The 24,591-nt window shown below is 63.6% G+C and carries 20 protein-coding genes and 1 pseudogene; 14 read left to right on the top strand and 7 right to left on the bottom strand.

Annotation, left to right across the window (positions count from 1 at the left end; all coding sequences use genetic code 11):
* Window positions 1–2: 2 nt before the first annotated feature.
* From N7422_RS01145 to N7422_RS01125, 5 genes are all read left to right on the top strand, one after another.
* The gene (locus N7422_RS01145; protein WP_279804716.1) at window positions 3–632 is read left to right on the top strand and encodes an L-threonylcarbamoyladenylate synthase; all 630 of its coding nucleotides are present in this window, start codon (window positions 3–5) and stop codon (window positions 630–632) included.
* A gap of 125 nt (window positions 633–757) precedes the next feature.
* A complete protein-coding gene (locus N7422_RS01140) occupies window positions 758–1,456 on the top strand; it encodes a ScpA family protein (RefSeq protein ID WP_279805091.1) in 699 nt (232 codons plus the stop codon).
* A 14-nt stretch (window positions 1,457–1,470) separates the two neighbouring features.
* A complete protein-coding gene (scpB, locus tag N7422_RS01135) occupies window positions 1,471–2,220 on the top strand; it encodes an SMC-Scp complex subunit ScpB (RefSeq protein WP_279804715.1) in 750 nt (249 codons plus the stop codon).
* Window positions 2,221–2,336: 116 nt separating this feature from the next.
* Complete coding sequence (gene rluB, locus N7422_RS01130; protein ID WP_279804714.1) at window positions 2,337–3,401, top strand: 23S rRNA pseudouridine(2605) synthase RluB; 1,065 nt, start codon at window positions 2,337–2,339, stop codon at window positions 3,399–3,401.
* A 646-nt stretch (window positions 3,402–4,047) separates the two neighbouring features.
* Entirely contained in the window at window positions 4,048–5,466 is a 1,419-nt protein-coding gene (locus N7422_RS01125; protein ID WP_279804713.1) for an amino acid permease, read from the top strand.
* 88 nt (window positions 5,467–5,554) lie between these two features.
* On the opposite strand, the gene N7422_RS01120 is transcribed toward N7422_RS01125, so the two are convergent.
* Window positions 5,555–6,436, bottom strand: coding sequence for a LysR substrate-binding domain-containing protein (locus N7422_RS01120; protein ID WP_279804712.1), 882 nt, complete (start codon window positions 6,434–6,436; stop codon window positions 5,555–5,557).
* Window positions 6,437–6,617: 181 nt separating this feature from the next.
* Between N7422_RS01120 and N7422_RS01115 the strand changes: the two genes are divergently transcribed.
* The gene (locus N7422_RS01115) at window positions 6,618–9,635 is read left to right on the top strand and encodes an FAD-binding and (Fe-S)-binding domain-containing protein (protein WP_279804711.1); all 3,018 of its coding nucleotides are present in this window, start codon (window positions 6,618–6,620) and stop codon (window positions 9,633–9,635) included.
* 66 nt (window positions 9,636–9,701) lie between these two features.
* Here N7422_RS01115 and N7422_RS01110 read toward each other — a convergent pair.
* From N7422_RS01110 to phhA, 5 genes and pseudogenes are all read right to left on the bottom strand, one after another.
* Window positions 9,702–10,888, bottom strand: a pseudogene (locus N7422_RS01110) (MFS transporter).
* A gap of 100 nt (window positions 10,889–10,988) precedes the next feature.
* Complete coding sequence (locus N7422_RS01105; protein WP_256582346.1) at window positions 10,989–11,117, bottom strand: hypothetical protein; 129 nt, start codon at window positions 11,115–11,117, stop codon at window positions 10,989–10,991.
* Between the two features lie 244 nt (window positions 11,118–11,361).
* Complete coding sequence (locus N7422_RS01100; protein WP_279804710.1) at window positions 11,362–12,558, bottom strand: aspartate/tyrosine/aromatic aminotransferase; 1,197 nt, start codon at window positions 12,556–12,558, stop codon at window positions 11,362–11,364.
* A complete protein-coding gene (locus N7422_RS01095) occupies window positions 12,555–12,911 on the bottom strand; it encodes a 4a-hydroxytetrahydrobiopterin dehydratase (protein WP_003254532.1) in 357 nt (118 codons plus the stop codon). The genes N7422_RS01100 and N7422_RS01095 overlap by 4 nt, the downstream gene beginning before the upstream one ends.
* 38 nt (window positions 12,912–12,949) lie before the next feature.
* Window positions 12,950–13,738, bottom strand: a complete 789-nt coding sequence (phhA, locus tag N7422_RS01090) for a phenylalanine 4-monooxygenase (protein WP_279804709.1) — start codon at window positions 13,736–13,738, stop codon at window positions 12,950–12,952.
* Window positions 13,739–13,994: 256 nt separating this feature from the next.
* Here phhA and N7422_RS01085 point away from each other — a divergent pair, with 256 nt between their 5' ends.
* Entirely contained in the window at window positions 13,995–15,554 is a 1,560-nt protein-coding gene (locus N7422_RS01085) for a sigma-54-dependent transcriptional regulator (protein ID WP_279804708.1), read from the top strand.
* A gap of 201 nt (window positions 15,555–15,755) precedes the next feature.
* On the opposite strand, the gene N7422_RS01080 is transcribed toward N7422_RS01085, so the two are convergent.
* Window positions 15,756–16,010, bottom strand: a complete 255-nt coding sequence (locus tag N7422_RS01080; RefSeq protein WP_279804707.1) for a DUF2790 domain-containing protein — start codon at window positions 16,008–16,010, stop codon at window positions 15,756–15,758.
* Window positions 16,011–16,418: 408 nt separating this feature from the next.
* Between N7422_RS01080 and acs the strand changes: the two genes are divergently transcribed.
* From acs to N7422_RS01045, 7 genes are all read left to right on the top strand, one after another.
* Window positions 16,419–18,380 carry an acetate--CoA ligase gene (acs, locus tag N7422_RS01075; RefSeq protein ID WP_279804706.1) on the top strand — a complete coding sequence of 654 codons (1,962 nt, stop codon included), beginning with the start codon at window positions 16,419–16,421 and terminating at the stop codon, window positions 18,378–18,380.
* A 506-nt stretch (window positions 18,381–18,886) separates the two neighbouring features.
* Window positions 18,887–19,672 (top strand): ABC transporter substrate-binding protein, encoded by a 786-nt coding sequence (locus N7422_RS01070; protein ID WP_279804705.1) that lies wholly within the window; start codon window positions 18,887–18,889, stop codon window positions 19,670–19,672.
* Between the two features lie 91 nt (window positions 19,673–19,763).
* Entirely contained in the window at window positions 19,764–20,453 is a 690-nt protein-coding gene (locus tag N7422_RS01065; protein ID WP_279804704.1) for an ABC transporter permease, read from the top strand.
* Window positions 20,450–21,148: an ABC transporter permease gene (locus N7422_RS01060; protein ID WP_279804702.1), complete on the top strand. Its 699-nt coding sequence runs from the start codon at window positions 20,450–20,452 to the stop codon at window positions 21,146–21,148. The genes N7422_RS01065 and N7422_RS01060 overlap by 4 nt, the downstream gene beginning before the upstream one ends.
* Window positions 21,149–21,170: 22 nt before the next feature.
* The gene (locus N7422_RS01055) at window positions 21,171–21,935 is read left to right on the top strand and encodes an ATP-binding cassette domain-containing protein (RefSeq protein ID WP_279804701.1); all 765 of its coding nucleotides are present in this window, start codon (window positions 21,171–21,173) and stop codon (window positions 21,933–21,935) included.
* A 104-nt stretch (window positions 21,936–22,039) separates the two neighbouring features.
* Window positions 22,040–23,020 (top strand): transcriptional regulator ArgR, encoded by a 981-nt coding sequence (gene argR / locus N7422_RS01050; protein WP_279804699.1) that lies wholly within the window; start codon window positions 22,040–22,042, stop codon window positions 23,018–23,020.
* A 261-nt stretch (window positions 23,021–23,281) separates the two neighbouring features.
* The gene (locus N7422_RS01045) at window positions 23,282–24,502 is read left to right on the top strand and encodes an aspartate aminotransferase family protein (protein WP_279804698.1); all 1,221 of its coding nucleotides are present in this window, start codon (window positions 23,282–23,284) and stop codon (window positions 24,500–24,502) included.
* The last annotated feature ends 89 nt before the right edge of the window (window positions 24,503–24,591 follow it).

The raw sequence follows: 24,591 nt of genomic DNA, 5'->3' as shown, positions 1-24,591 counted from the left end.
ATGTGAGCCAATTTTTCCAGATTCATGCGGAAAACCCGCAGGCGCGCCTGATCAAGCAGGCCGTGGAAATCATTCGCAAGGGCGGTGTGGTGGTCTATCCGACCGATTCGGCCTATGCGCTGGGCTGCCAGATCGGCGACAAGGGCGCCATCGAGCGGGTTCGCCGCCTGCGTCAGCTGGACAAGCACCACAACTTCACCTTGCTGTGCTGCGACCTGTCGCAGATGGGCACCTTCGCCAAGATCGACACCGCCACGTTCCGCCTGCTCAAGGCGCACATCCCGGGGCCCTACACGTTCGTGCTCAACGCCACCCGCGAGGTGCCGCGCCTGCTGATGCACGAGAAGCGCCGTACCATCGGCCTGCGTGTACCCTCCAACCCCATCGTGCTGGCATTGCTCGAAGAGCTTGGCGAGCCGCTGATGAGCGTCAGCCTCATCCTGCCGGGCGACGAAGAGCCGATGACCGACCCCTACGAGATCCGCCAGCGCCTGGAACATCATGTCGACCTGATCATCGACGGCGGCTTTGGTGACCTCAAGGCGTCGACGGTGATCGACCTTTCCGGTGATGAAGCACAAGTGATTCGTGTCGGCTGCGGCGATCCCGCGCCTTTCCTGGCCACGGCGTGAGCCAGGTGCAAGCGCCCGAGGCGCCGGGTGTGGATAGCGAGACGCCCTTTCAGCTGCAGTTGGCGCTGGTCTACGGTGAAGCCCTCACCGAAATGCCGGTGGACCTGTACATTCCCCCGGACGCCCTGGAGGTCTTCCTCGAGGCCTTCGAAGGGCCTCTGGACCTGCTGCTGTACCTGATCCGCAAGCAGAACGTGGACATCCTCGATATCCCGGTGGCGGAGATCACCCGCCAGTACATGAGCTATGTCGAGCTGATGAAGAGCGTGCGCCTGGAACTGGCCGCCGAATACCTGGTGATGGCCGCGATGCTTGCGGAGATCAAGTCGCGCATGCTGCTGCCGCGCTCCGCCGAGGTGGAGGAAGAGGAGGGCGATCCGCGCGCCGAACTGATTCGCCGCCTGCAGGAGTACGAACGCTTCAAGGCGGCTGCCGAAGGCATCGACGAGTTGCCGCGGGTCGGTCGCGAAATCATCGTGCCGCGCCTGGAGGCGCCCCAGGCCAAGGTGCGCAAGCTGCTGCCGGAGGTCGCCCTCGAGGAGATTCTGCTGTCCATGGCCGAAGTCATGCGCCGCAACGACCTGTTCGAGAGCCACCAGATCACCCGCGAGACGCTGTCGACCCGCGAGCGCATGAGCGAAGTGCTCGAACGCCTCAAGGGCGGCGCCTTCGTGCCGTTCGTCGAGCTGTTCACCCGCGAGGAGGGCAAGCTCGGCGTGGTGGTCACCTTCATGGCGATTCTCGAACTGGTGAAGGAATCGCTGATCGAACTGGTGCAGAATGCGCCTTTCGCCCCGATCCACGTCCGTGCCCGGGCAGAGTGACCTGACGACTACCGATGAACCTGAACGAACCCCGTGAACTGGCGGCGTTGATCGAGGCCTTCCTGCTCGCCTCGGGCAAGCCGCAATCCCTCGAACGCCTGTACGAGCTGTTCGAGGAAGCCGAGCGCCCGGCGCCGGCTGTCTTCAAGAAGGCCCTGGACGTGCTTGGCAAGTCCTGCAATGGCCGCGCCTTCGAGCTCAAGGAAGTGGCCACCGGCTACCGCCTGCAGATCCGTGAAGACTATGCGCCCTGGGTTGGCCGCCTGTGGGAGGAGCGCCCGCAGCGCTATTCCCGCGCGCTGCTGGAAACCATGGCGCTGATCGCCTATCGCCAGCCCATCACCCGGGGCGAGATCGAGGATGTGCGGGGTGTGGCGGTCAACAGCAACATCATCAAGACCCTGATGGAACGCGAGTGGATCCGCATCGTCGGCTACCGCGAGGTACCCGGGCGTCCGGCGATGTTCGCCACCACCAAGGCGTTTCTCGACCATTTCAACCTCAAGAGCCTCGACGAACTGCCGGCGCTGGCCGAGCTGCGCGAGCTGGAGCCCGAGCCGCTGCTCGATCCGGACGAGGCGCCGGTGCCGGCGCATCTACAGGCCCTGGCCGATGCCAGCCTGGGCGAGGAGGGTGAAGAAGTGGAGCCGAAGGAGCAGACCAGTTTCCGATCGTTGCTGGTGGAACTCGATGCCATGGAAGAGGGGCTGAAGGTCGATTTCGATGATTTGCGCGATGAAGAGGCTGGCACTGGCCAAGCATGACCGTCAGGCAGAAAGCTTTCTCGAGCCTGCAAAAACCTTCTACCCTCCAGTGCGTTCCCCCGCCGAACCGCGTATGATGCGCGCCCGCTTTCACTACTACACCGGGAGGTGCCCAGATGAGTGACAAAGACCTGCAAGACCAACAACCCACCCCGCCGTCCGGCGAAAAACTGCAGAAGGTGCTGGCCCGCATCGGTGTCGGCTCGCGTCGCGACGTCGAGGCCTGGATCAGCCAGGGCCGTATCAAGGTCAACGGCGTCGAGGCCACCCTCGGCCTGCGCGTCGACCTGCATGACGCCATCACCGTCGACGGCAAGCTGATCAAGCGCGTCGAGGCCGCCGAGGCGACCCGCCGCGTGATCATGTACAACAAGCCCGATGGCGAGATCTGCACCCGCGACGACCCGGAAGGTCGTCCGACCGTGTTCGATCGCCTGCCGCGTCCGAAAGAAGGCCGCTGGATCAACATCGGTCGTCTGGACATCAACACCACTGGCCTGCTGCTGTTCACCACCGACGGTGAGCTGGCCAACCGCCTCATGCACCCGTCCTACGAGATGGACCGCGAATATGCGGTTCGTGTGCGTGGCGAGGTCGATGACGACATGATCGATCGGCTCAAGGCCGGCGTGATGCTCGAGGATGGTCCGGCCAAGTTCACCGACATCCAGAAGGCGCCAGGTGGTGAAGGTTTCAACCACTGGTACCACTGCGTGGTGATGGAAGGTCGCAACCGCGAGGTACGGCGCCTGTGGGAGTCTCAAGGCATGGTGGTGAGCCGCCTGAAGCGCGTGCGTTTCGGCCCGGTGTTCCTCAATTCCGACCTGCCGATGGGCCGCTGGCGTGAGATGAGTCAGGGCGAGATCGACATCCTGGCGGCGGAAGTCGGCCTGCAGCCGGTGGCGCTGCCGGAAATGAAGCTCAAGGCCAAGGACAAGCTCGAGCGCCTGCAGCGCAAGTCCACCCGGCCGTTGGGGCGTGGCGAACGTGTACGCACCTTGCGTCCGGCCGCCGAGGGCCAGGCCGAGCGTCCGGCGCGCGCGCCGCGTGAAGAGGCTGCGCCGCGCAAGAGCAGCCGCGGCAGCACCGTGGCCGAGCGTCCGAGCGAGATGCGCAAGCGTCCGGCCCGTCCCGAGGGCGACAAGCCGGCGGGCCGTGGGCGCGGCAAGCCGCGTGGCTGATCCTGCCCGGTAGCGAAAGAGCCAGCCTTCGGGCTGGCTTTTTTGTGTCTGCTGAAAGGGCTTGCGATCAGTCGCGAAGCGATTCCAAGTATCTGAGCAAACAGAAATTTTCCGACGTTTGGAAAGTTTTCAAACCGCATCGTAAAGAAAACTATACGAATCGTGACGATTTCCATGGTTTCTTCGCAGGGTGTAACAAGAACTTTCCAAGATGCCCGCCCCAGAGCCTGCGCGCCCCGCTGGACCCCCTTCCCAAACCCCCGTCCAGACGCTGAGATAGCGCCATTGCCGTGTGCAGAGCCAGGCAGGATCGCCAGGCACCAAAAACAACAAATGGAGGCGCCATGTACGCCGATCACTCCGCCTTTCCAGGCTTTCTCCCCAGGACCGCTGCGTTTTTTCCACAGGAAACGACGCAACGCGTTGACGCCTGCGCGTTTGCAGGGGTATACAATGCGCCGCGTTTTACCTGTGACTCCCTTGCGTACCGCGCACTCTTGCTGACACCTGGTTGATCCGCCCGGGCTCCGCCCAGCGCGCAAGACCTGTCCAAGAACCCAAGGTAACCACCTTGCCCATTCCGCTGCGCCACGAGCGCGGTGGGTCCGATTCCGTCACAGATAAAAACAAGCAGGTGACTTCGTTCATGAGTGGACATAACTCACAGTCCGGCGAACTCAAGCGTGGCTTGAAGAACCGCCATATCCAGCTGATCGCCCTCGGTGGCGCGATCGGTACCGGATTGTTCCTTGGCTCGGCCGGCGTGATGAAGTCCGCCGGTCCATCGATGATCCTCGGCTATGCCATCTGCGGCTTCATCGCCTTCATGATCATGCGCCAGCTCGGCGAGATGATCGTCGAAGAGCCGGTGGCCGGCTCGTTCAGCCACTTCGCGCACAAGTACTGGGGCGGCTTCGCCGGTTTCCTGTCGGGCTGGAACTGCTGGGTGCTGTACATCCTGGTCGGCATGTCGGAGTTGTCGGCGGTGGGCAAGTATGTCCATTACTGGTGGCCGGAAATCCCGACCTGGGTCACCGCGGCGGGCTTCTTCATCCTGATCAACGCCATCAACTTGATGAACGTGAAGGTGTTCGGTGAGGCCGAGTTCTGGTTCGCGATCATCAAGGTGGTCGCCATCGTCGGCATGATCGCCCTGGGTGCCTGGCTGCTGACCAGTGGTCGCGGCGGTCCGGAGGCTTCGGTCAGCAACCTGTGGTCCCACGGCGGCTTCTTCCCCAATGGCGTCAGTGGCCTGGTGATGGCCCTGGCGATCATCATGTTCTCCTTCGGCGGCCTGGAAATGCTCGGTTTCACCGCTGCCGAGGCCGACAAGCCGAAAACCGTGATCCCGAAGGCGATCAACCAGGTCATCTATCGCATCCTGATCTTCTACATCGGTGCCCTGGTGGTGCTGCTGTCGCTGACCCCGTGGGACAGCCTGGTTGCCAGCATCGACGCCTCCGGCGGCAGCTACGGCAGCAGCCCGTTCGTCCAGGTGTTCTCGCTGCTGGGCAGTGATGTCGCCGCGCATCTGCTCAACTTCGTGGTGCTGACCGCCGCGCTGTCGGTGTACAACAGCGGCACCTACTGCAACGCCCGCATGCTCTACGGCATGGCCGAGCAGGGTGATGCCCCGGCTGGCCTGGCGAAGATCGACAAGCGTGGCGTGCCGGTACGTTCGATCCTGGCTTCGGCGGCGGTGACCCTGGTGGCGGTGTTGCTCAACTACTTCATGCCGCAGCACGCGCTGGAGCTGCTGATGTCGTTGGTGGTCGCGGCCCTGGTGATCAACTGGGCGATGATCAGCTACTCGCACCTGAAGTTCCGCCAGCACCTGGACCGCACCGGTCAGAAACCGCTGTTCAAGGCGCTGTGGTACCCCTATGGCAACTACATCTGCCTGGCCTTCGTGGTGCTGATCCTGGGCATCATGCTGCAGATTCCGGGGATCCAGGTGTCGGTGTACGCGATTCCGGTCTGGCTGGTGGTGATGTATGTGTTCTACGCGCTCAAGAGCAAGCGTGGTTCGCAGGCCAACGGCGCCGCGGATAGCGTGGCCAAGTAAGCGCTGAGGCGCTTCGCGAAAGCCCGATGCCGGGAGACTGGCATCGGGTTTTTTGTTGTCTTGGCCAGCCTCGTCGCCGGCGAGGAGCTCAAATCTGTTCGAGCAACCAGCTGCGGAACGCCCGCAGCGAGGGCAGTGCCTCGTTCCTCGGCGGATAGATCAGGTAATAGCTGCGCTGGCTGGCGAACGGCACGCCCGGGCTGAACAGCTCGCCACTGGCCAGTTCTTCCTCGACCAGAATGCGCGGCACCAGGCCGATGCCGATGCCGGCGCGCACTGCCTGGATCAGGTGCGAGGTCAGCTCGAAGCTCGGCCCCAGGCGCATGGCGCGGTGCGGCAGGGCGTGGTGGGAGAACCATTCGCCCCAGGCGTGGGGGTTGTTGGCGACGTTGAGCAGCACCTGTTCGCTGACTTGCGCAGGGTTCCACTGGCCGTCGGCAGTCGCCTCCGGGGGCAGGATCACCACCAGCTCCTCGGCATGCAGGCGGTGGCAGATCAGTCCGGGCAGGTCATGGCTGGCGACGCCGATGGCGGCATCGATCTCGCTGGTGTCGAAGTTGATTGCCTCGATGCGCGAATGAATATGCACCAGCATGCCGGGGTGGGCGCCGTAGAAGGCGTGCAGGCGCGGCAGCAGCCACTTCGAGCCAAAGGTCGGCAGCGTGGCCAGGCGCAGGGTGCCGACGCCGGACTGGTAGGCGAGGGCCTGCAAGGTGGCACTGCGGATGCGCCCAAGGGCCTCGCTGAGCTCGCGTTGGTACAGGCGGCCGACATCGGTCAGTTGCACCTGGCGCCCCTCGCGGCGGAACAGTGTAAGCCCAAGCTGCTGCTCCAGCGCCTGCACCTGCCGGCTCACCGCGCTCTGGGTCAGTGAAAGCTCGGCGGCGGCGCGGGTGTAGCTTTCATGCCGGGCGGCGGCCTCGAAGGCCAGCAGCAGCGACATCGACGGGGTGAGGTGGCGGTAATTCATTCACAAAACTCATCGATAGCGGCAGGAATATCCGTTTGCCCCTGGCGCGAAACTACAGGAATATTGGCGTATTCGTCATGCGGTACAGAAAATTCATACCGTAGTCGCAGGAAACGCAACCTCTCGTGGGAGCGGGCCTGGAATCCGTGAACTAGCCAATACCTAATAGAGGCATCCTTCGATGATCGCCCTGCTGCCGCCCCGTGCGCCTGCCGCCCACTATCCCGAATTCCTCGAAGCCCTGAAGAACAGCGGCTTCCGTGGTCAGATCAGCGCCGACTACGGTACCCGCACCGTACTGGCCACCGACAATTCCATTTACCAGCGCCTGCCCCAGGCGGCGGTATTCCCGCAGGATGCCGACGATGTGGCACGTGTCGCCACGCTGATGGCCGAGTCGCGCTTTTGTGACATCAAGCTGACCCCGCGTGGGGGGGGGACCGGCACTAACGGCCAGTCGCTGACCGACGGCATCGTCGTCGACCTGTCGCGACACATGAACAACATCCTCGAGATCAACACCGCTGAGCGCTGGGTGCGTGTTCAGGCTGGCGTGGTGAAGGACCAGCTCAACGCGGCGCTCAAACCCCACGGGTTGTTCTTCGCTCCGGAGTTGTCCACCTCCAACCGCGCCACGGTCGGCGGCATGATCAACACCGACGCCAGCGGCCAGGGCAGTTGCACCTACGGCAAGACCCGCGACCACGTGCTGGAACTGCACAGCGTGCTGCTCGGTGGCGAACGCCTGCACAGCCTGCCGATCGACGACACGGCGCTGGCGCAGGCCTGCGCCGCGCCTGGCCGGGTCGGCGAGGTGTACCGCATGGCTCGCGAGATCCAGGAAACCGAGGCCTCGCGAATCGAAAGGACCTTCCCCAAGCTCAACCGCTGCCTGACCGGCTATGACCTGGCCCACCTGCGTGACGAGCAGGGCCGCTTCAACCTCAACAGCGTGTTGTGCGGCGCCGAAGGTTCGCTGGGTTACGTGGTCGAGGCCAAGCTCAACGTGCTGCCGATCCCGAAATACGCGGTACTGGTCAATGTGCGCTACACCAGCTTCATGGACGCCCTGCGCGACGCCAATGCGCTGATGGCGCACAAGCCGCTGTCGATCGAGACCGTCGACTCCAAGGTGCTCATGCTGGCGATGCAGGATATCGTCTGGCACAGCGTCGCCGAGTACTTCCCGGCCGACCCCGAGCGCCCGACCCTGGGCATCAACCTGGTGGAGTTCTGCGGCGACGAGCCGGCCGAGGTCAATGCCCGGGTCGATGCGTTCATCGAGCACCTGCAGCGCGACACCAGTGTCGAACGCCTGGGGCATACCCTGGCGGAAGGCGCCGAAGCAGTCACCAAGGTCTACACCATGCGCAAGCGCTCGGTGGGCCTGCTGGGCAACGTCGAGGGCGAAGTGCGTCCACAACCGTTTGTCGAAGATACCGCCGTGCCGCCGGAGCAACTGGCTGACTACATCGCCGAATTCCGTGCGCTGCTCGATGGTTACGGCCTGGCCTATGGCATGTTTGGCCATGTCGATGCCGGCGTGCTGCACGTGCGCCCGGCGCTGGACATGAAGGACCCGGCCCAGGCCGCGCTGGTCAAGCCGATCTCCGATGCCGTGGCGGCGCTGACCCAGCGCTATGGTGGTCTGCTCTGGGGCGAGCACGGCAAAGGCCTGCGCTCCGAGTACGTGCCGGAATATTTCGGCGAACTGTACCCGGCGCTGCAGCGCCTCAAGGGCGCTTTCGACCCGCATAACCAGCTCAACCCAGGCAAGATCTGCACCCCGCTGGACAGCGCCGAAGGCCTGACCCCGGTGGATGGCGTGACCCTGCGCGGCGACCTGGACCGCACCATCGACGAGCGGGTCTGGCAGGATTTTGGCAGCGCCGTGTACTGCAACGGCAATGGCGCCTGCTACAACTACGACCCCAACGATGCCATGTGCCCGTCGTGGAAGGCCACCCGCGAACGCCAGCACTCGCCCAAGGGGCGCGCCTCGCTGATCCGCGAGTGGCTGCGCCTGCAGGGCGAGGCGAGCGTCGATGTGCTTGCCGCCGCCCAACGCCAGGCGTCCTGGTTAAAAGGCCTGCCGGCGCGGCTGCGCAACAGCCGGGCCCGGCGGCAGGGCCAGGAGGATTTCTCCCATGAGGTGTATGACGCCATGGCCGGCTGCCTGGCTTGCAAGTCCTGCGCGGGGCAGTGCCCGATCAAGGTCAACGTCCCGGACTTCCGCTCGCGCTTCCTCGAGTTGTACCACGGCCGTTACCAGCGCCCGCTGCGCGACTACCTGATCGGCTCGCTGGAGTTCAGCATTCCGTATCTGGCCCACGCGCCCGGTCTCTACAACGCGGTGATGGGCTCGAAGTGGGTGGGTAGGCTGCTGGCGGACAAGGTCGGCATGGTCGACAGTCCGCTGATCAGTCGTTTCAACTTCCAGTCCACCCTGACCCGTTGTCGCGTGCAGATGGCCAGCGTGCCGGCCCTGCGCGAGCTGACCCCGGCCCAGCGCGAGCGCAGCATCGTGCTGGTGCAGGACGCCTTCACCCGCTACTTCGAGACGCCGCTGCTGGCGTCGTTCATCGAGTTGGCCCATCGCCTGGGGCACAAGGTGTTCCTGGCGCCGTACAGTGCCAACGGCAAGCCGTTGCATGTGCAAGGCTTCCTTGGTGCCTTCGCCAAGGCGGCGATCCGCAATGCTGGTCAGCTCAAGACCCTGGCGGATTGCGGCGTGCCGCTGGTGGGGCTGGATCCGGCGATGACCCTGGTCTATCGCCAGGAGTACCAGAAGGTCGACGGCGTGGAATGCCCGTCGGTGCTGCTGCCCCAGGAGTGGCTGATGAACGTGCTGCCGGAGCGGGCGCCGGTCAAGGCCGACAACTTCCGCCTGATGGCCCATTGCACCGAGAAGACCAATGTGCCGGCCAGCACCCGGCAGTGGGAGCAGGTGTTCGCGCGCATGGGGCTGAAGCTGGTCACCGAGGCCACCGGCTGCTGCGGGATGTCCGGCACCTACGGGCACGAGGCGCGCAACCAGGCGACTTCGAAAACCATCTTCGAGCAGTCCTGGGCGACCAAGCTGGACAAGGAAGGCGAGGCATTGGCCACCGGCTATTCGTGCCGCAGCCAGGTCAAGCGCATGACCGAGAAGCAGCTGCGTCATCCGCTGGAGGTGGTGTTGCAGTACCTACAGCGCTGATCAGGTCAGCCATCGCGGAGCAAGTCGCATTCTGGCCGGTGGGAGCGGGCTTGCCCCGCAATGCCTTCAGGACTCTCGCAAGCGCCGCGCCTGGCTATACAGGTACAGGCTCAACACCAGCCCGCATCCCGCCGCCGCCGCCGCGAACAGAAACATCGAGGCGAATCCGAAGCCTGCCGCCACGGCGCCCACCAGCGGCCCGGTGATCCCCAGCGACAGGTCGATGAACAGCGAATAGGCGCCCACTGCGGCGCCACGGTTGGCTGCCGACACCTGGTTGACGGCCTCCACCCCCAATGCCGGGAACACCAGCGAGAAACCGAACCCGCTCAACGCCGCGCCGACCAGGGCCATCTCGGCGCTGGGCGCGAGCCACAGCATCAGCAATCCCAATGTCTCCACCGACAGGCAGGCGATCGCCACGCGAAAGCCGCCGAGGCGGTTGATCAGGTTGCCGAACAGCAGTCTGGCGCAGATGAAGCTGGCGCCGAACAGGCTCAGGGTCAGTGCGGCGTTCGGCCAGTCGCGGCTGGCGTAATACAGCGTGATGAAGGTGGCGATGGTGCCAAAGCCGATGGAGCCCAGGGCCAGCCCCATCCATGTGGAAACACCTTGCCGAGCACCCGCAAGAAGGGCATGCGTACCCCGGCGACCACGGGCGCGGCACGCTTGGGCCAGGCCAGCAGCAGGCCGAGCGCACCCAGCAGGATGATGCTCGCGCCCATGCTCCACAGACCGAGGCTCTTGACCATCAGCACGCCCAGCGGCGCGCCGATGGCCAGCGCGCCATAACTGGCGATGCCGTTCCAGGAGATGACCTTGGCCGTGTTCTCCGGGCCGACTCGGCCGATACCCCAGCCGATCGAGCCCGAGCCCACCAGGCTTTCTGCGCTGCCCAGCACCAGGCGGCCGATGAACAGGCAGGCCAGGCTCAGCCAGGGCAGGTGGGTGAGGAAGCTGCAGGCCAGCATGAACACGCCGCTCAGGCCGCAGCCGAACAGGCCGTACATGACCGCCTTCTTGCTGCCGAGATTGTCGATGATGCGGCTGGCGGTCGGGCGGCTGAGCAGGGTGGCCAGGTATTGGATGCTGATCACCAGGCCAGCGATCACGGCGCTGAAGCCCAGTTCGTTGTGCACGTAGCTGGGCAGCACGGCGAGCGGGATGCCGATGTTCAGGTAGCCGATGAAGGTGAAGAGGACGATGGAGACGACTTGCAGGGTGACCGCAAGGGGGCGCGGTGAGTCGGGCATGGGGGCCTTCGGGGGAAAGAAGTTCTGGACGGTGTGAAAACGCGATGACGGGGGTGTCCCGCAGGTCAGCCGTTTTCACACAGTCGGGTAGGGTGCGCGATTATTCCTGGTCGGCGCTGGATTGATCGTCACCGTCCTGGTCGACGGCGGGCGTCGGTTCGGCGTGGGCGGCAACGGATTGCTCTTCGGGGTTCAGGCTTGGGAAGGGAAGATTCGGGATTTCATGCATCTCGTCGTTCCTCGCAAGTGTGAGTGAAAAGACTGCGCCAGGGCGCGTGTGTGGCTTCGAAAAGCTGGGGCAGGATACAGCAGTCTGGATGACAGTTTGAGATTTTTCCGCGGCGCTTGTCGGTTTTTGCGGGCGGATGGCAAGCGGCGACTTGCGCCGATTCATTCGCTTGCGAGGGTAGTGCTGGCAGTCAGCGCAGTGCTTGTGGGAGCGGCGCACCGCCGCTCCCACAAGTTGCGTGGCTTCAGCGGCAGACGTCGGCGATGGCCGCCGCCAGCTGCTCCAGGCGCTGCGCATCGGCGCCGGCGATGTTCGCCCGGCCGGTGCCGACCATGTACACGCTGTGCTTCTCGCGCAGCAGGCGCACCTGCTCCGGGTTCAGTCCGGTGTACGAGAACATCCCACGCTGCGCGGCAATATGCGCGAAGCGTTCGGCCAGGCCATGCGGGGCCAGCGCCCGAACCAGGCCTTCACGCAGTTCGGCGATACGCAGGCGCATGGCGTTCACTTCCTCGACCCACAGTGCCTTGAGCGCTGGGTCACCGAGAATTTCGGCGACCACCGCCGCGCCATGATCCGGCGGCGTCGACCACAGGTTGCGTGCAATCAGCGCCAGCTGGCTGCGCACATCCTGCAGCTTTTCGGCATCGTGGCTGCACACCAGCAGGGCACCGGTGCGATCACGGTACAGCCCGAAGTTCTTCGAGCAGGAACTGGTGATCAGCAGCTCGGGCAGCTCGTCGGCAAACAGGCGCACCGCCCAGGCGTCTTGCTCCAGGCCGTCACCGAAGCCCTGGTAGGCGAAATCGATCAGCGGCAGCAGGTTGCGCCGCTTGACGATGTCGAGCACCGCGCGCCAGTCGTCCTGGCTCAGGTCGAAGCCCGTCGGGTTGTGGCAGCAGGCATGCAGCAGCACCACGTCGCCTTGCGGGGCCTGCTCCAGCGCGGCGAGCAGGCCACCGACGTTCAGGCGGTTGTCCGTGCCCACGTAGGGATAGTGGGACACCTTGAGGCCGGCGCCGGCGAAGATCGTCTCGTGGATCGGCCAGGTCGGGTCGCTCAGCCAGATGCCGCGACCCGGCAGGCACTGGGCGATGAACTCCGCCGCCAGGCGCAGGGCGCCAGTGCCGCCCGGGGTCTGGGTGGCGCCGGCGCGCTGTTCGGCGAGCAGCCGCGAGGCGCTGCCCAGCACCAGTTCGCCGACCAGGCGCCCGAAGGCCGCGTCACCGTGGCCGCCGACATAGCTTTTGCTGGCCTGCCGTTCGACCAGGTGTTGCTCGGCCTGCTTGACCGCGGCGGGAATCGGCGTGAGGCCCTGGGCGTCCTTGAACACGCCGACGCCCAGGTCGAACTTGGCAGGATTGGTGTCGCGCGCGTAGGCGTCCATCAGCCCGAGGATCGGGTCGCCGGGGACCCGTCCGATCGCCGCGAAGTGCATCACTTGCGCCCTTCGGCGGTCTCGGCGACCTTGTCGGTGCGCGCGCACATGATGAAGTCGTTGCGGTGCAGGCCCTTGATCGAGTGGCTCCACCAGGTCACGGTGACCTTGCCCCACTCGGTCAGCAGGCCTGGGTGGTGGCCTTCGGCTTCGGCGATTTCGCCGACGGCGTTGGTGAAGGCCAGGGCGTGCTTGAAGTTCTTGAACAGGAACACGCGCTCGAGCTCCATGTGGCCGTCGCGGACTTCGATGTTCCAGTCCGGGATCTCGCGGATCAGTTCCGCCAGTTCCTCGTCGGTGACTTTCGGCGCATCGGCGCGGCAGGCTTCGCAGTGGGCTTGGTTCAAGGCATTCATGGGTGTTTTCCGATTTGAGTTGTTATCGACAGGGCGGCTCAGGCGGCTGCCTTCGGTGGAAACTTCGGTGCGTGCAGGCCCAGCTGCATGGCTTGGTGGACCATGGCCATGATGTCTTCGTGGGCCAGGTCGAACAGGCGCTTCATGTTCGGCAGGACGAAGTACAGGGGCTGCAGGATATCGATGCGGTACGGCGTGCGCATGGCCTCGATCGGATCGAAGGCCTGATGCTCCGGTTCGCCGGACAAGCTGTAGACGGTCTCCTTCGGCGAGGACAGGATGCCGCCGCCATAGATCTTGCGACCCTGCGCGGTCTCCATCAGGCCGAACTCGATGGTCATCCAGTACAGGCGCGCGAGGTAGACGCGCTGCTCCTTGGTCGCCGCCAGGCCCAGCTTGCCGTAGGTGTGGGTGAATTCGGCGAAGAAGGGGTTGGTCAGCAGCGGGCAGTGGCCGAAGATCTCGTGGAAGATGTCGGGCTCCTGCAGGTAGTCGAGCTCTTCCGGGGTGCGGATGAAGGTGGCGACCGGGAAGCGCTTGCTGGCAAGCAGCTCGAAGAAGGTCTGGAAGGGGATCAGCGCCGGCACGCGGGCGACCTGCCAGCCGGTGGTGGCGCCCAATACCTTGTTGACTTCGCCGAGCTGGGGAATACGGTCATGGGGCAGCTTTAGCTGTTCGATGCCGTCCAGGTACTCCTGGCACGCCCGGCCTTCGATGACTTTTAGCTGGCGGGTGATCAGGGTGTTCCACACCGCATGCTCTTGCTGCGGGTAGTCGATAAAACCATGCGCATCGGGCTCGCGCGCCACGTATTGCGTCTGTTTCATGTGGCTCTCCTGGTGAGGGCGTTCTTGTTATGTTCAGGACATGTCCTAGGAATATCCCTACAAGCGCGGCTTTGCACTGGGGTAGAGGCCGGGCATGGTCACCCGTTCATCCTTATTTCGTAACGAAAATTTTACAAAAACACGCCAATCCCGGAAAATCATGGGTATCGAGCTGAGCAAACGGGTGATTTTGTCAGCTTATCTTTACGACTTTTCCGCGAGCCGATGAAAAACTTCGGCTGCTTCGAGAGCATTCATGCGTATCAAAGTGCACTGCCAGAACCGCATCGGGATTCTTCGAGACATCCTCAACCTGTTGGTGGAGTACGGTATCAACGTGCTGCGTGGCGAGGTGGGGGGCGACCATGGCAACGCCATCTACTTGCACTGTCCGAACCTGATCAACTTGCAGTTCCAGGCCCTGCGGCCGAAGTTCGAGTCGATCGCCGGAGTGTTCGGCGTCAAGCGGGTCGGGCTGATGCCCAGCGAGCGTCGGCACATGGAGCTCAACGCGTTGTTAGGGGCGCTGGACTTTCCGGTGCTGTCGATCGACATGGGGGGCAGCATCGTCGCCGCCAACCGTGGCGCGGCGCAGCTGCTCGGGGTGCGGGTGGACGAGGTGCCGGGCATTCCACTGTCGCGCTATGTCGAGGACTTCGACCTGCCGGAGCTGATACGGGCCAACAAGTCGCGGATCAATGGCCTGCGCATCAAGGTCAAGGGTGATGTGTTCCTGGCCGATATCGCGCCGCTGCAGTCCGAGCATGATGACAGCGAGGCGTTGGCGGGTGCGGTCATCACCTTGCACCGGGCTGACCGCATCGGCGAGCGCATCTATAACGTGCGCAAGCAGGAGCTGCGCGGTTTCGACAGCATCTTCCAGAGTTCGAAAGTGATGGCGGCCGTGGTCCGCGAAGCGCGGCGCATGGCGCCTCTGGATGCGCCGTTGCTGATCGAGGGCGAGACCGGTACCGGCAAGGAGTTGCTGGCGCGGGCCTGCCACCTGGCCAGCCCGCGTGGCCAGGCACCGTTGATGGCGCTCAACTGCGCTGGCCTGCCGGAGTCGATGGCCGAGACCGAGTTGTTCGGCTATGGCCCGGGGGCGTTCGAGGGCGCACGGGCCGAGGGCAAGCTCGGGCTGCTGGAGCTCACGGCAGGCGGGACGCTGTTCCTCGATGGCGTGGGGGAGATGAGCCCGCGTCTGCAGGTCAAGCTGTTGCGCTTCCTGCAGGATGGTTGTTTCCGTAGGGTCGGTAGCGACGAGGAGGTGTACCTGGACGTGCGGGTGATCTGCGCGACCCAGGTCGATCTGTCCGAGCTGTGCGCCCGTGGCGAGTTCCGCCAGGACCTCTACCATCGCCTCAACGTGCTGTCGCTGCACATCCCGCCGCTGCGCGAGTGCATGGATGGCATGGAGGGCTTGGTGCAGCATTTCCTCGACCAGGCCAGCCGGCAGATCGGTTGCGCGATGCCGCGCCTGGCGCCGGCTGCGATGGACAAGCTGGGCCAGTATCATTGGCCGGGTAACGTGCGCCAGCTGGAGAATGTGCTGTTCCAGGCGGTGTCGCTATGCGAGGGCGGGGTGGTGAAGAGCGAACATATCCGTTTGCCGGACTATGGCGTGCGTCAGCCGTTGGGCGAGTTTTCCCTGGATGGCGAACTTTCACAGATTGTCGGGCGCTTTGAAAAGGCGGTACTGGAAAGTTTGATGAATGAATTTCCAAGTAGTCGGGCGCTGGGGAAAAGATTAGGGGTTTCCCATACGACAATTGCCAACAAGTTGCGGGACTATTCGCTGAGCAAGTCGGCGGAGTAAGCGTTGAAAGTGTTCGCGTGGCTAATTGCCCTGAAAGTTACGCCTGCCCCTTGTAGGAGCGGCCTTGTGACGCGAAAGGGCCGCACAGCGGCCCCGGCGATCTTTGTTCACTACTGAAATCCGGGGCTGCTATGCAGCCCTTTCGCGTCACAAGGCCGCTCCTACAAGGGGGGGCGCACAAGGCTTGAAGGCGCTATGGCCTCAGCCGTTGGAACAACCGTTCCCCATCACGCGGTATTCGAGAATGTGCTTCTGGCCCTTGGAGTCCTCGTAGGTCATGCGGGCTGGCACCACTTCGCAGACGTTCGGCACTTCGCTCATGGAAAGAACGCGGGCGATGTCCAGGTGCTGCGAGTAACTGTACTGTTCAACCGGAATCTGCTCGACATCTTTTGCTTCGCCGGCGAGTGCCGCGCCGCAAAAACCGCCAAGTACCAATACCAGTAAAGCTTTCATTTTCAATTTACCTGTCTAAGGTCGTGAGGGGGCACGCGGCGCTTATGGCGCCGCGAGTACAGCAAGTTTTCAACTATCAGGATGAAGTGCGGATTAACGTTGCCTTCGTGGGGGCTGTTTACCAAGTTAATCGCGTTGCCGTTGCTGGCGAGGTGGATTCTATGGAGGCGGCCAGGCCCGAAACAGAGGGGGTTTTGATAAAGTCTTTTGACAGAATCTGTAACAATCCTCTCGTCGGCGACTGTTTTTCTTGTCGTGGATGGCTGAATGCCATGGGGTAGAGCGCTTGTGGCGAATCAGTGAAATGCTGGTCGGGCGCGTTACTACCAACGTCGAATGGCTTTTGCCGCTCTGGTACAGTTACAAACGGTTCCATACAAAAACAACTATTACACCGAGGTAACACAGATGAGTGCGGCTCCACTGTATCCCGTTCGTCCCGAGGTTGCGGCCAGTACCCTGACCGACGAGGCCACTTACAAGGCCATGTACCAGCAATCGGTGATCAACCCGGACGGCTTCTGGCGCGAGCAGGCCCAGCGTCTGGACTGGATCAAGCCCTTCACCAAGGTCAAGCAGACCTCGTTCGACGACCACCATGTCGACATCAAGTGGTTCGCCGATGGCACTCTGAACGTTTCCTACAACTGCCTGGATCGCCACCTCGCCGAGCGCGGCGACCAGCTCGCCATCATCTGGGAGGGCGATGACCCTTCCGAGCACCGCAACATCACCTACCGCGAGCTCCACGAGCAGGTCTGCAAGTTCGCCAACGCCCTGCGTGGCCAGGATGTGCACCGTGGCGATGTGGTGACCATCTATATGCCGATGATCCCCGAGGCCGTGGTGGCCATGCTGGCCTGTGCCCGCATCGGCGCGATCCACTCCGTGGTGTTCGGCGGCTTTTCCCCGGAGGCGCTGGCCGGTCGCATCATCGACTGCAAGTCGAAAGTGGTGATCACCGCCGACGAAGGCCTGCGGGGTGGGCGCCGCACACCGCTCAAGGCGAACGTCGACCTGGCCCTGACCAATCCCGAAACCAACAGCGTGCAGAAGATCATCGTGTGCAAGCGCACCGGTGGCGATATCGCCTGGCACCAGCACCGCGACATCTGGTTCGAAGACCTGATGAAGGTGGCGTCCAGTCATTGCGCGCCGAAAGAGATGGGTGCCGAGGAAGCGCTGTTCATCCTTTATACCTCTGGCTCCACTGGCAAGCCCAAGGGCGTCCTGCACACCACCGGCGGCTACCTGGTGTACGCCGCGCTGACCCATGAGCGCGTGTTCGACTACCGCCCGGGCGAGGTCTACTGGTGCACCGCCGACGTGGGTTGGGTCACCGGTCACAGCTACATCGTCTACGGCCCGTTGGCCAATGGCGCCACCACGCTGCTGTTCGAAGGTGTGCCGAACTACCCGGACATCACTCGCGTGTCGAAGATCGTCGACAAGCACAAGGTCAACATCCTCTACACCGCGCCGACCGCCATTCGCGCCATGATGGCCGAGGGCGAGGCCGCAGTGGCCGGTGCCGACGGCTCGAGCCTGCGCCTGCTGGGTTCGGTGGGCGAGCCGATCAACCCCGAGGCCTGGAACTGGTACTACAAGACCGTCGGCAAGGAGCGCTGCCCGATCGTCGACACCTGGTGGCAGACCGAGACCGGCGGCATTCTCATCAGTCCGCTGCCGGGCGCCACTGGCCTCAAACCGGGCTCGGCGACCCGTCCGTTCTTCGGTGTGGTGCCGGCGCTGGTGGACAACCTGGGCAACCTGATCGAGGGCGCCGCCGAGGGCAATCTGGTGATCCTCGACTCCTGGCCGGGTCAGTCGCGTTCGCTGTATGGCGACCACGACCGCTTCGTCGACACCTATTTCAAGACCTTCCGCGGCATGTATTTCACCGGTGATGGCGCGCGGCGCGACGAGGACGGCTACTACTGGATCACCGGTCGTGTGGACGACGTGCTCAACGTCTCCGGGCATCGCATGGGTACCGCCGAGATCGAGAGCGCGATGGTGGCGCATCCGAAGGTCGCCGAGGCGGCGGTGGTGGGTGTGCCGCACGACATCAAGGGGCAGGGCATCTATGTCTATGTCACCCTCAATGCCGGCGAACAGACGAGCGAGCAATTGCGCCAGGAGCTGAAGAACTGGGTGCGCAAGGAGATCGGCCCGATCGCCTCGCCGGACGTGATCCAGTGGGCGCCGGGGCTGCCGAAGACCCGCTCGGGCAAGATCATGCGCCGGATCCTGCGCAAGATCGCCACCGGCGAGTACGACGCGCTGGGTGATATCTCCACTCTGGCCGATCCGGGTGTGGTGCAGCACCTGATCGATACTCACAAGGCGATGAGCCTGGCGACCGCCTGACCGTTCGGGTGTACCTGAGGTGATCTGCAAAAACCCCGTCGGGCAACCGGCGGGGTTTTTGCTTACAGATGCAGGCTGTTACTCCGACATTCATCGGTAACCTTCTCTGTCACCGATTTCGCACAAAAGCGGGGCTTCCAGAAACATTCATGTGCCATCCTGGGGCGGTTCTGCGAGCATTTCGTGCGGGGCTGCACGCTGCGCTTGCCGGAATACAAGGGTTTGCCAATAATAGGCCCGCTTATTGCTTGAGGTATGGGTTATTTCTCTTTCGCTCTTGCATATCTCGCAGGAGCTGTCAATATCGCCCGCCGCGGTTCCTGGCGCTTCTGTAATTAGTTGTCGCTTTGAAGAAATATCGACTACCGGGCTGTCGTTAAAATGCCACTCACTCGCTCGTGGTCTGCGACTTTGGTCGAAACCTGCGCGGCTCGCGTTGAACCCATTCGCATATCGGGCAGCCGTTACAACTGCCTTGTATTGCCCCGTACCGATGGAGTTACCTGATGAAGAAGCTCGCACTGCTTGGCGCCCTGGCGCTTTCCGTGTTTTCCCTGGTATCGCAGGCCGATGAGAAGCCGTTGAAGATCGGTATCGAGGCCGCCTACCCACCCTTCGCCTTCAAGCAGCCAGACGGCAGCCTCGCCGGCTTCGACTACGACATCGGCAACGCCCTGTGCGAAGAGATGAAGGCCAAGTGCACCTGGGTCGAGCAGGAATTCGATGGCCTGATCCCGGCGCTGAAGGTGCGCAAGATCGACGCCATCCTGTCGTCCATGTCGATCACTGAAGACCGCAAGAAATCGGTCGACTTCACCAAGCGCTACTACCTGACCCCGGCTCGCCTGGTCATGAAGGACGGCACCGCCGTCAGCGAGAGCCTGGACGAACTCAAAGGCAAGAAGATCGGCGTGCAGCGCGGCTCGATCCACGATCGCTTCGCCAAGGAAGTCTTTGCCCCGAAAGGCGCCACCGTCGTGCCGTACGGCACTCAGAATGAAATCTACCTGGACGTCGCCGCTGGCCGTCTGGACGGTACCGTGGCTGACGCCACCCTGCTCGAAGACGGTTTCCTGAAGACCGATGCCGGCAAGGGCTTCGCTTTCGTCGGCCCATCGTTCACTGACGTGAAGTACTTCGGCGATGGCGTCGGTATTGCCGTGCGCAAGGGCGACAAGGCCAACGCCGAACGTATCAACGCGGCCATCGACGCGATCCGTGCCAACGGCAAGTACAAGCAGATCGAAGCCAAGTACTTCAACTTCGACATCTACGGCCCTGACGCCAAGTAAGACGTCGAGTTTCACCTGTGCAATGGTGCAAACAGCAGAATCTCTGAGGTTTGCACCATTTTTCATTCCCAAGCCCTGAGGAATCCGAATCATGTTGAAAGGCTATGGGGCAGTCATCCTCGACGGAGCGTGGCTGACGCTGCAGCTCGCCCTGTCGTCGATGGCCCTGGCCATCGTCCTCGGCCTGATCGGCGTGGCGCTGCGCTTGTCGCCGGTGCGCTGGCTGGCCTGGCTGGGGGACCTGTATTCCACGGTGATCCGTGGCATCCCCGACCTGGTCCTGATCCTGCTGATCTTCTATGGCGGCCAGGACATCATCAACCGGGTGGCGCCGCTGCTCGGCTATGACGACTACATCGACCTGAATCCGTTGGTCGCCGGCATCGGTACCCTGGGGTTCATCTTCGGCGCGTACCTGTCGGAAACGTTCCGTGGCGCTTTCCTCGGGATTCCCAAGGGCCAGGCCGAGGCGGGCGCCGCCTACGGCATGAGCGGCTTCCAGGTGTTCTTCCGGATCATGGTGCCGCAGATGATCCGCCTCGCCATCCCGGGCTTCACCAACAACTGGCTGGTGCTGACCAAGGCGACCGCGCTGATTTCGGTGGTCGGCCTGCAGGACATGATGTTCAAGGCCAAGCAGGCGGCGGATGCCACCCGCGAACCCTTCACCTTCTTCCTTGCGGTGGCGGCGTTGTACCTGGTGCTGACCAGTGTCTCGCTGCTGGCGTTGAAGTATCTCGAGAAGCGCTACTCGGTGGGCGTCAAGGCGGCTGAACTATGATCTTCGACTACAACGTCATCTGGGAGGCCATGCCCCTGTACCTGGGCGGGTTGCTGACCACCCTCAAGCTGCTGGCGCTGTCGCTGTTCTTCGGACTGCTGGCGGCCGTGCCGCTGGGCCTGATGCGCGTCTCGAAGCAGCCGCTGGTGAACATGACCGCCTGGCTGTACACCTACGTGATCCGCGGCACGCCGATGCTGGTGCAGCTGTTCCTGATCTACTACGGGCTGGCCCAGTTCGAGGCGGTGCGCGAGAGCATCTTCTGGCCATGGCTGTCCAGCGCGACGTTCTGCGCCTGCCTGGCCTTCGCCATCAACACCAGCGCCTATACTGCCGAGATCATCGCCGGCAGCCTCAAGGCCACGCCCCATGGCGAGATCGAGGCGGCCAAGGCCATCGGCATGTCGCGCATGAAGATGTACCGCCGCATCCTGCTGCCTTCGGCGCTGCGCCGGGCGCTTCCGCAGTACAGCAACGAAGTGATCATGATGCTGCAGACCACCAGCCTGGCCTCGATCGTCACCCTGATCGACATCACCGGTGCCGCGCGCACGGTCAACGCCCAGTACTACCTGCCTTTCGAGGCCTATATCACGGCGGGCGTGTTCTACCTGTGCCTGACCTTCATCCTCGTGCGCCTGTTCAAGATGGCCGAACGCCGCTGGCTCGGCTATCTGGCGCCGCGCAAGCACTGACCGCTCTGTGAGATCCGACAGCATGTACAAACTCCAAATCCAAGACCTGCACAAGCGCTACGGCAGCCACGAGGTGCTCAAGGGCGTCTCTCTCGAAGCCAAGGCAGGCGACGTGATCAGCATCATCGGCTCCAGCGGCTCGGGCAAATCGACCTTCCTGCGCTGCATCAACCTGCTGGAGCAGCCGCACGCGGGCAAGATCCTGCTCAACAACGAAGAGCTCAAGCTGGTCGCCGGCAAGGATGGCGCGCTCAAGGCCGCCGACCCGAAACAGTTGCAGCGCATGCGCTCGCGTCTGTCCATGGTGTTCCAGCACTTCAACCTGTGGTCGCACATGACTGCGCTGGAGAACATCATCGAGGCGCCGGTGCATGTGCTGGGCGTGAGCAAGAAAGAGGCGCTGGAGAAGGCCGAGCATTACCTGGCCAAGGTTGGCGTGGCGCATCGCAAGGACGCCTTCCCTGGTCACATGTCCGGCGGCGAGCAGCAGCGCGTGGCCATCGCCCGCGCGCTGGCCATGGAGCCCGAGGTGATGCTGTTCGACGAGCCGACCTCGGCGCTCGACCCGGAGCTGGTGGGCGATGTGCTCAAGGTGATGCAGTCGCTGGCCCAGGAGGGGCGCACCATGGTCGTGGTCACCCACGAGATGGGCTTTGCCCGCGAAGTCTCCAACCAGCTGGTGTTCCTGCACAAAGGCCTGGTCGAGGAGCGTGGCTGCCCACGCGAGGTGCTGGTCAATCCGCAATCCGAGCGGCTCAAGCAGTTCCTCTCCGGCAGCCTCAAGTAATCGCTGCACTTTTGCACCAGGATGGGGCATGCTGCGCGACGCATGCAGCCTGCCCCCGGCGCCACAAGCGCTAACCTCTCTTTCCAGGTTTCGGACCACGCCCTATGACCACCCAGCGAATCGGCTTTCTCATCTGGCCCGGCACCAAGCCGCTGACCCTGGCGCTGGCGGAGGAGGTGTTGCTGGTGGCGCAGCGGGTCCATCCCGATGTCGTCTACGAGCTGGCCTACCTGCAGGCTGAAGCGGGGCAGGAGGGCGCATGGCGCCTGCCGGGCGAGCCGTGGAACGGTCGCCTGGAAGGGTGTCAGAAGCTGCTCCTGCTGGCCGATGAGCCGCCAGCGGCGGTGGGTTCGGCATTGTCCACCGCGCTCAAGCAGCTGGCGCGCAGCGGTTGCATGATCGGTGGCTTGTCCGCAGGTGTGTATCCGCTGGCGGCCTTGGGCCTGCTCGATGGCTACCGCGCCGCGGTGCACTGGCGCTGGCAGGATGATTTCGCCGAGCGCTTCCCCAAGGTGATCGCCACCAGCCATCTGTTCGATTGGGACCGTGATCGGCTGACCGCCTGTGGCGGCATGGCGGTGACCGATCTGCTGTTGGCGGTGCTGGCCCGGGATCATGGCGCGGAGCTTGCGGGGGCGGTGTCGGAGGAGCTGGTGGTCGAGCGCATCCGCGAAGGTGGCGAGCGCCAGCGTATCCCGCTGCAGAACCGCCTGGGCTCCAGCCATCCGAAGCTCACCCAGGCGGTGCTGCTGATGGAGGCCAATATCGAAGAGCCGCTGACCACCGACGAGATCGCCCAGCATGTGTGCGTGTCGCGTCGCCAGCTGGAGCGGATCTTCAAGCAGTACCTCAATCGGGTGCCGAGCCAGTACTACCTGGAGCTGCGCCTGAACAAGGCGCGGCAGATGCTGATGCAGACCAGCAAGTCGATCATCCAGATCGGTTTGTCCTGCGGGTTCTCCTCCGGGCCGCATTTCTCCAGCGCCTACCGCAACTTCTTTGGCGCCACGCCGCGTGAAGACCGCAATCAGCGGCGCAGCAGCAGCCCGTTCGAGCTGAGTTCGGCACCGGCCGAGCGGGGCTGACGGCGCACGCTGATTCCTGGTAGGAGCGGCCTTGTGTCGCGAAAGGGCGCTCCTACAATGAACAACCGTTCACCCAGTCTTGCTCTGCCGTTACACTGCGCGATTGCGACACTGTTTGTCGCATTGCCGAAAACCGCGTGAAAACACGGTTTGGCGCTGTAACAAGTTGTCGCCTGGCAGCAAGGACAGGCGCCGATCAGTCCTTACAATCCCTTCATCGCTCGCCACTTCCAGGCCAGCGTTCCTCTTCAGGAGACTCAGATGTCCGTTGAGCAAGCCCCGGTGCAACGTGCCGATTTCGACCAGGTGATGGTTCCCAACTATTCCCCGGCGGCCTTCATTCCTGTGCGAGGCGAGGGCTCTCGAGTCTGGGATCAGACCGGTCGCGAGCTGATCGACTTCGCCGGCGGCATCGCCGTCAACGCCCTGGGTCATTGCCACCCGGCGCTGGTCAAGGCGCTGACCGAGCAGGCCAACACCCTCTGGCACGTCTCCAACGTGTTCACCAACGAGCCGGCCCTGCGCCTGGCGCACAAGCTGGTGGACGCCACCTTTGCCGAACGCGCGTTCTTCTGCAACTCCGGCGCCGAATCCAACGAGGCCGCCTTCAAGCTGGCCCGTCGCGTCGCCCATGACCGTTTCGGCCCGCAGAAGCACGAGATCATCGCCACCGTGAACAGCTTCCACGGGCGTACCCTGTTTACCGTCAGTGTCGGTGGCCAGCCCAAGTACTCCGACGGCTTCGGCCCGAAGATCACCGGCATCAGCCATGTGCCGTACAACGACCTGGAAGCGCTGAAGGCACAAATCTCCGACAAGACATGCGCCGTGGTCATCGAACCGATCCAGGGCGAAAGCGGCGTGGTCCCGGCCGACAAGGCCTACCTGGAAGGCGCGCGCAAGCTGTGCGACGAGCACGACGCCCTGCTGATCTTCGACGAAGTGCAGACCGGCGTCGGCCGTACCGGCTCGTTGTATGCCTATCAGCACTACGGCGTGACCCCGGACATCCTGACCAGCGCCAAGAGCCTGGGCGGCGGCTTCCCGATCGGCGCCATGCTGACCACCAGCGATATCGCCAAGCACCTGGCCGCCGGTACCCATGGCACCACCTATGGCGGCAACCCGCTGGGCTGCGCTGTCGCCTGCGCCGTGCTGGATGTGGTCAACACGCCGGAAACCCTGGCTGGCATCAAGGCCAAGCACGAGCGCTTCAAGACCCGCCTGGAGCGGATCGGTCAGGAAACCGGCCTGTTCACCCTGGTGCGCGGTGTTGGTCTGCTGATCGGCTGCGTGCTGAGCGAGGCCTGGAAAGGCAAGGCGAAGGACATCCTCAACGCCGCCGAGAAGGAAGGCGTGATGGTACTGCAGGCAGGTCCCGACGTAGTGCGCTTCGCCCCGAGCCTGGTGGTCGAGGATGCCGATATCGACGAAGGTCTGGATCGCTTCGAGCGCGCCGTGCGCAAACTGACCCAGGGCTGAGCCCGCGGTCCAGTCGCCGGCCCGCAGGCGGGCCGGCGATACCTGATTCCAGTGTGGGCACCTGCTTGCAGGTAGTGGCGCGTGCCCGC

It is taken from the genome of Pseudomonas sp. GD04091 (assembly GCF_029836165.1).
Taxonomy (GTDB): domain Bacteria; phylum Pseudomonadota; class Gammaproteobacteria; order Pseudomonadales; family Pseudomonadaceae; genus Aquipseudomonas.
The sequence above is the reverse complement of the archived record's forward strand: the minus strand, read 5'-3'. Positions and strand labels throughout refer to the sequence as shown.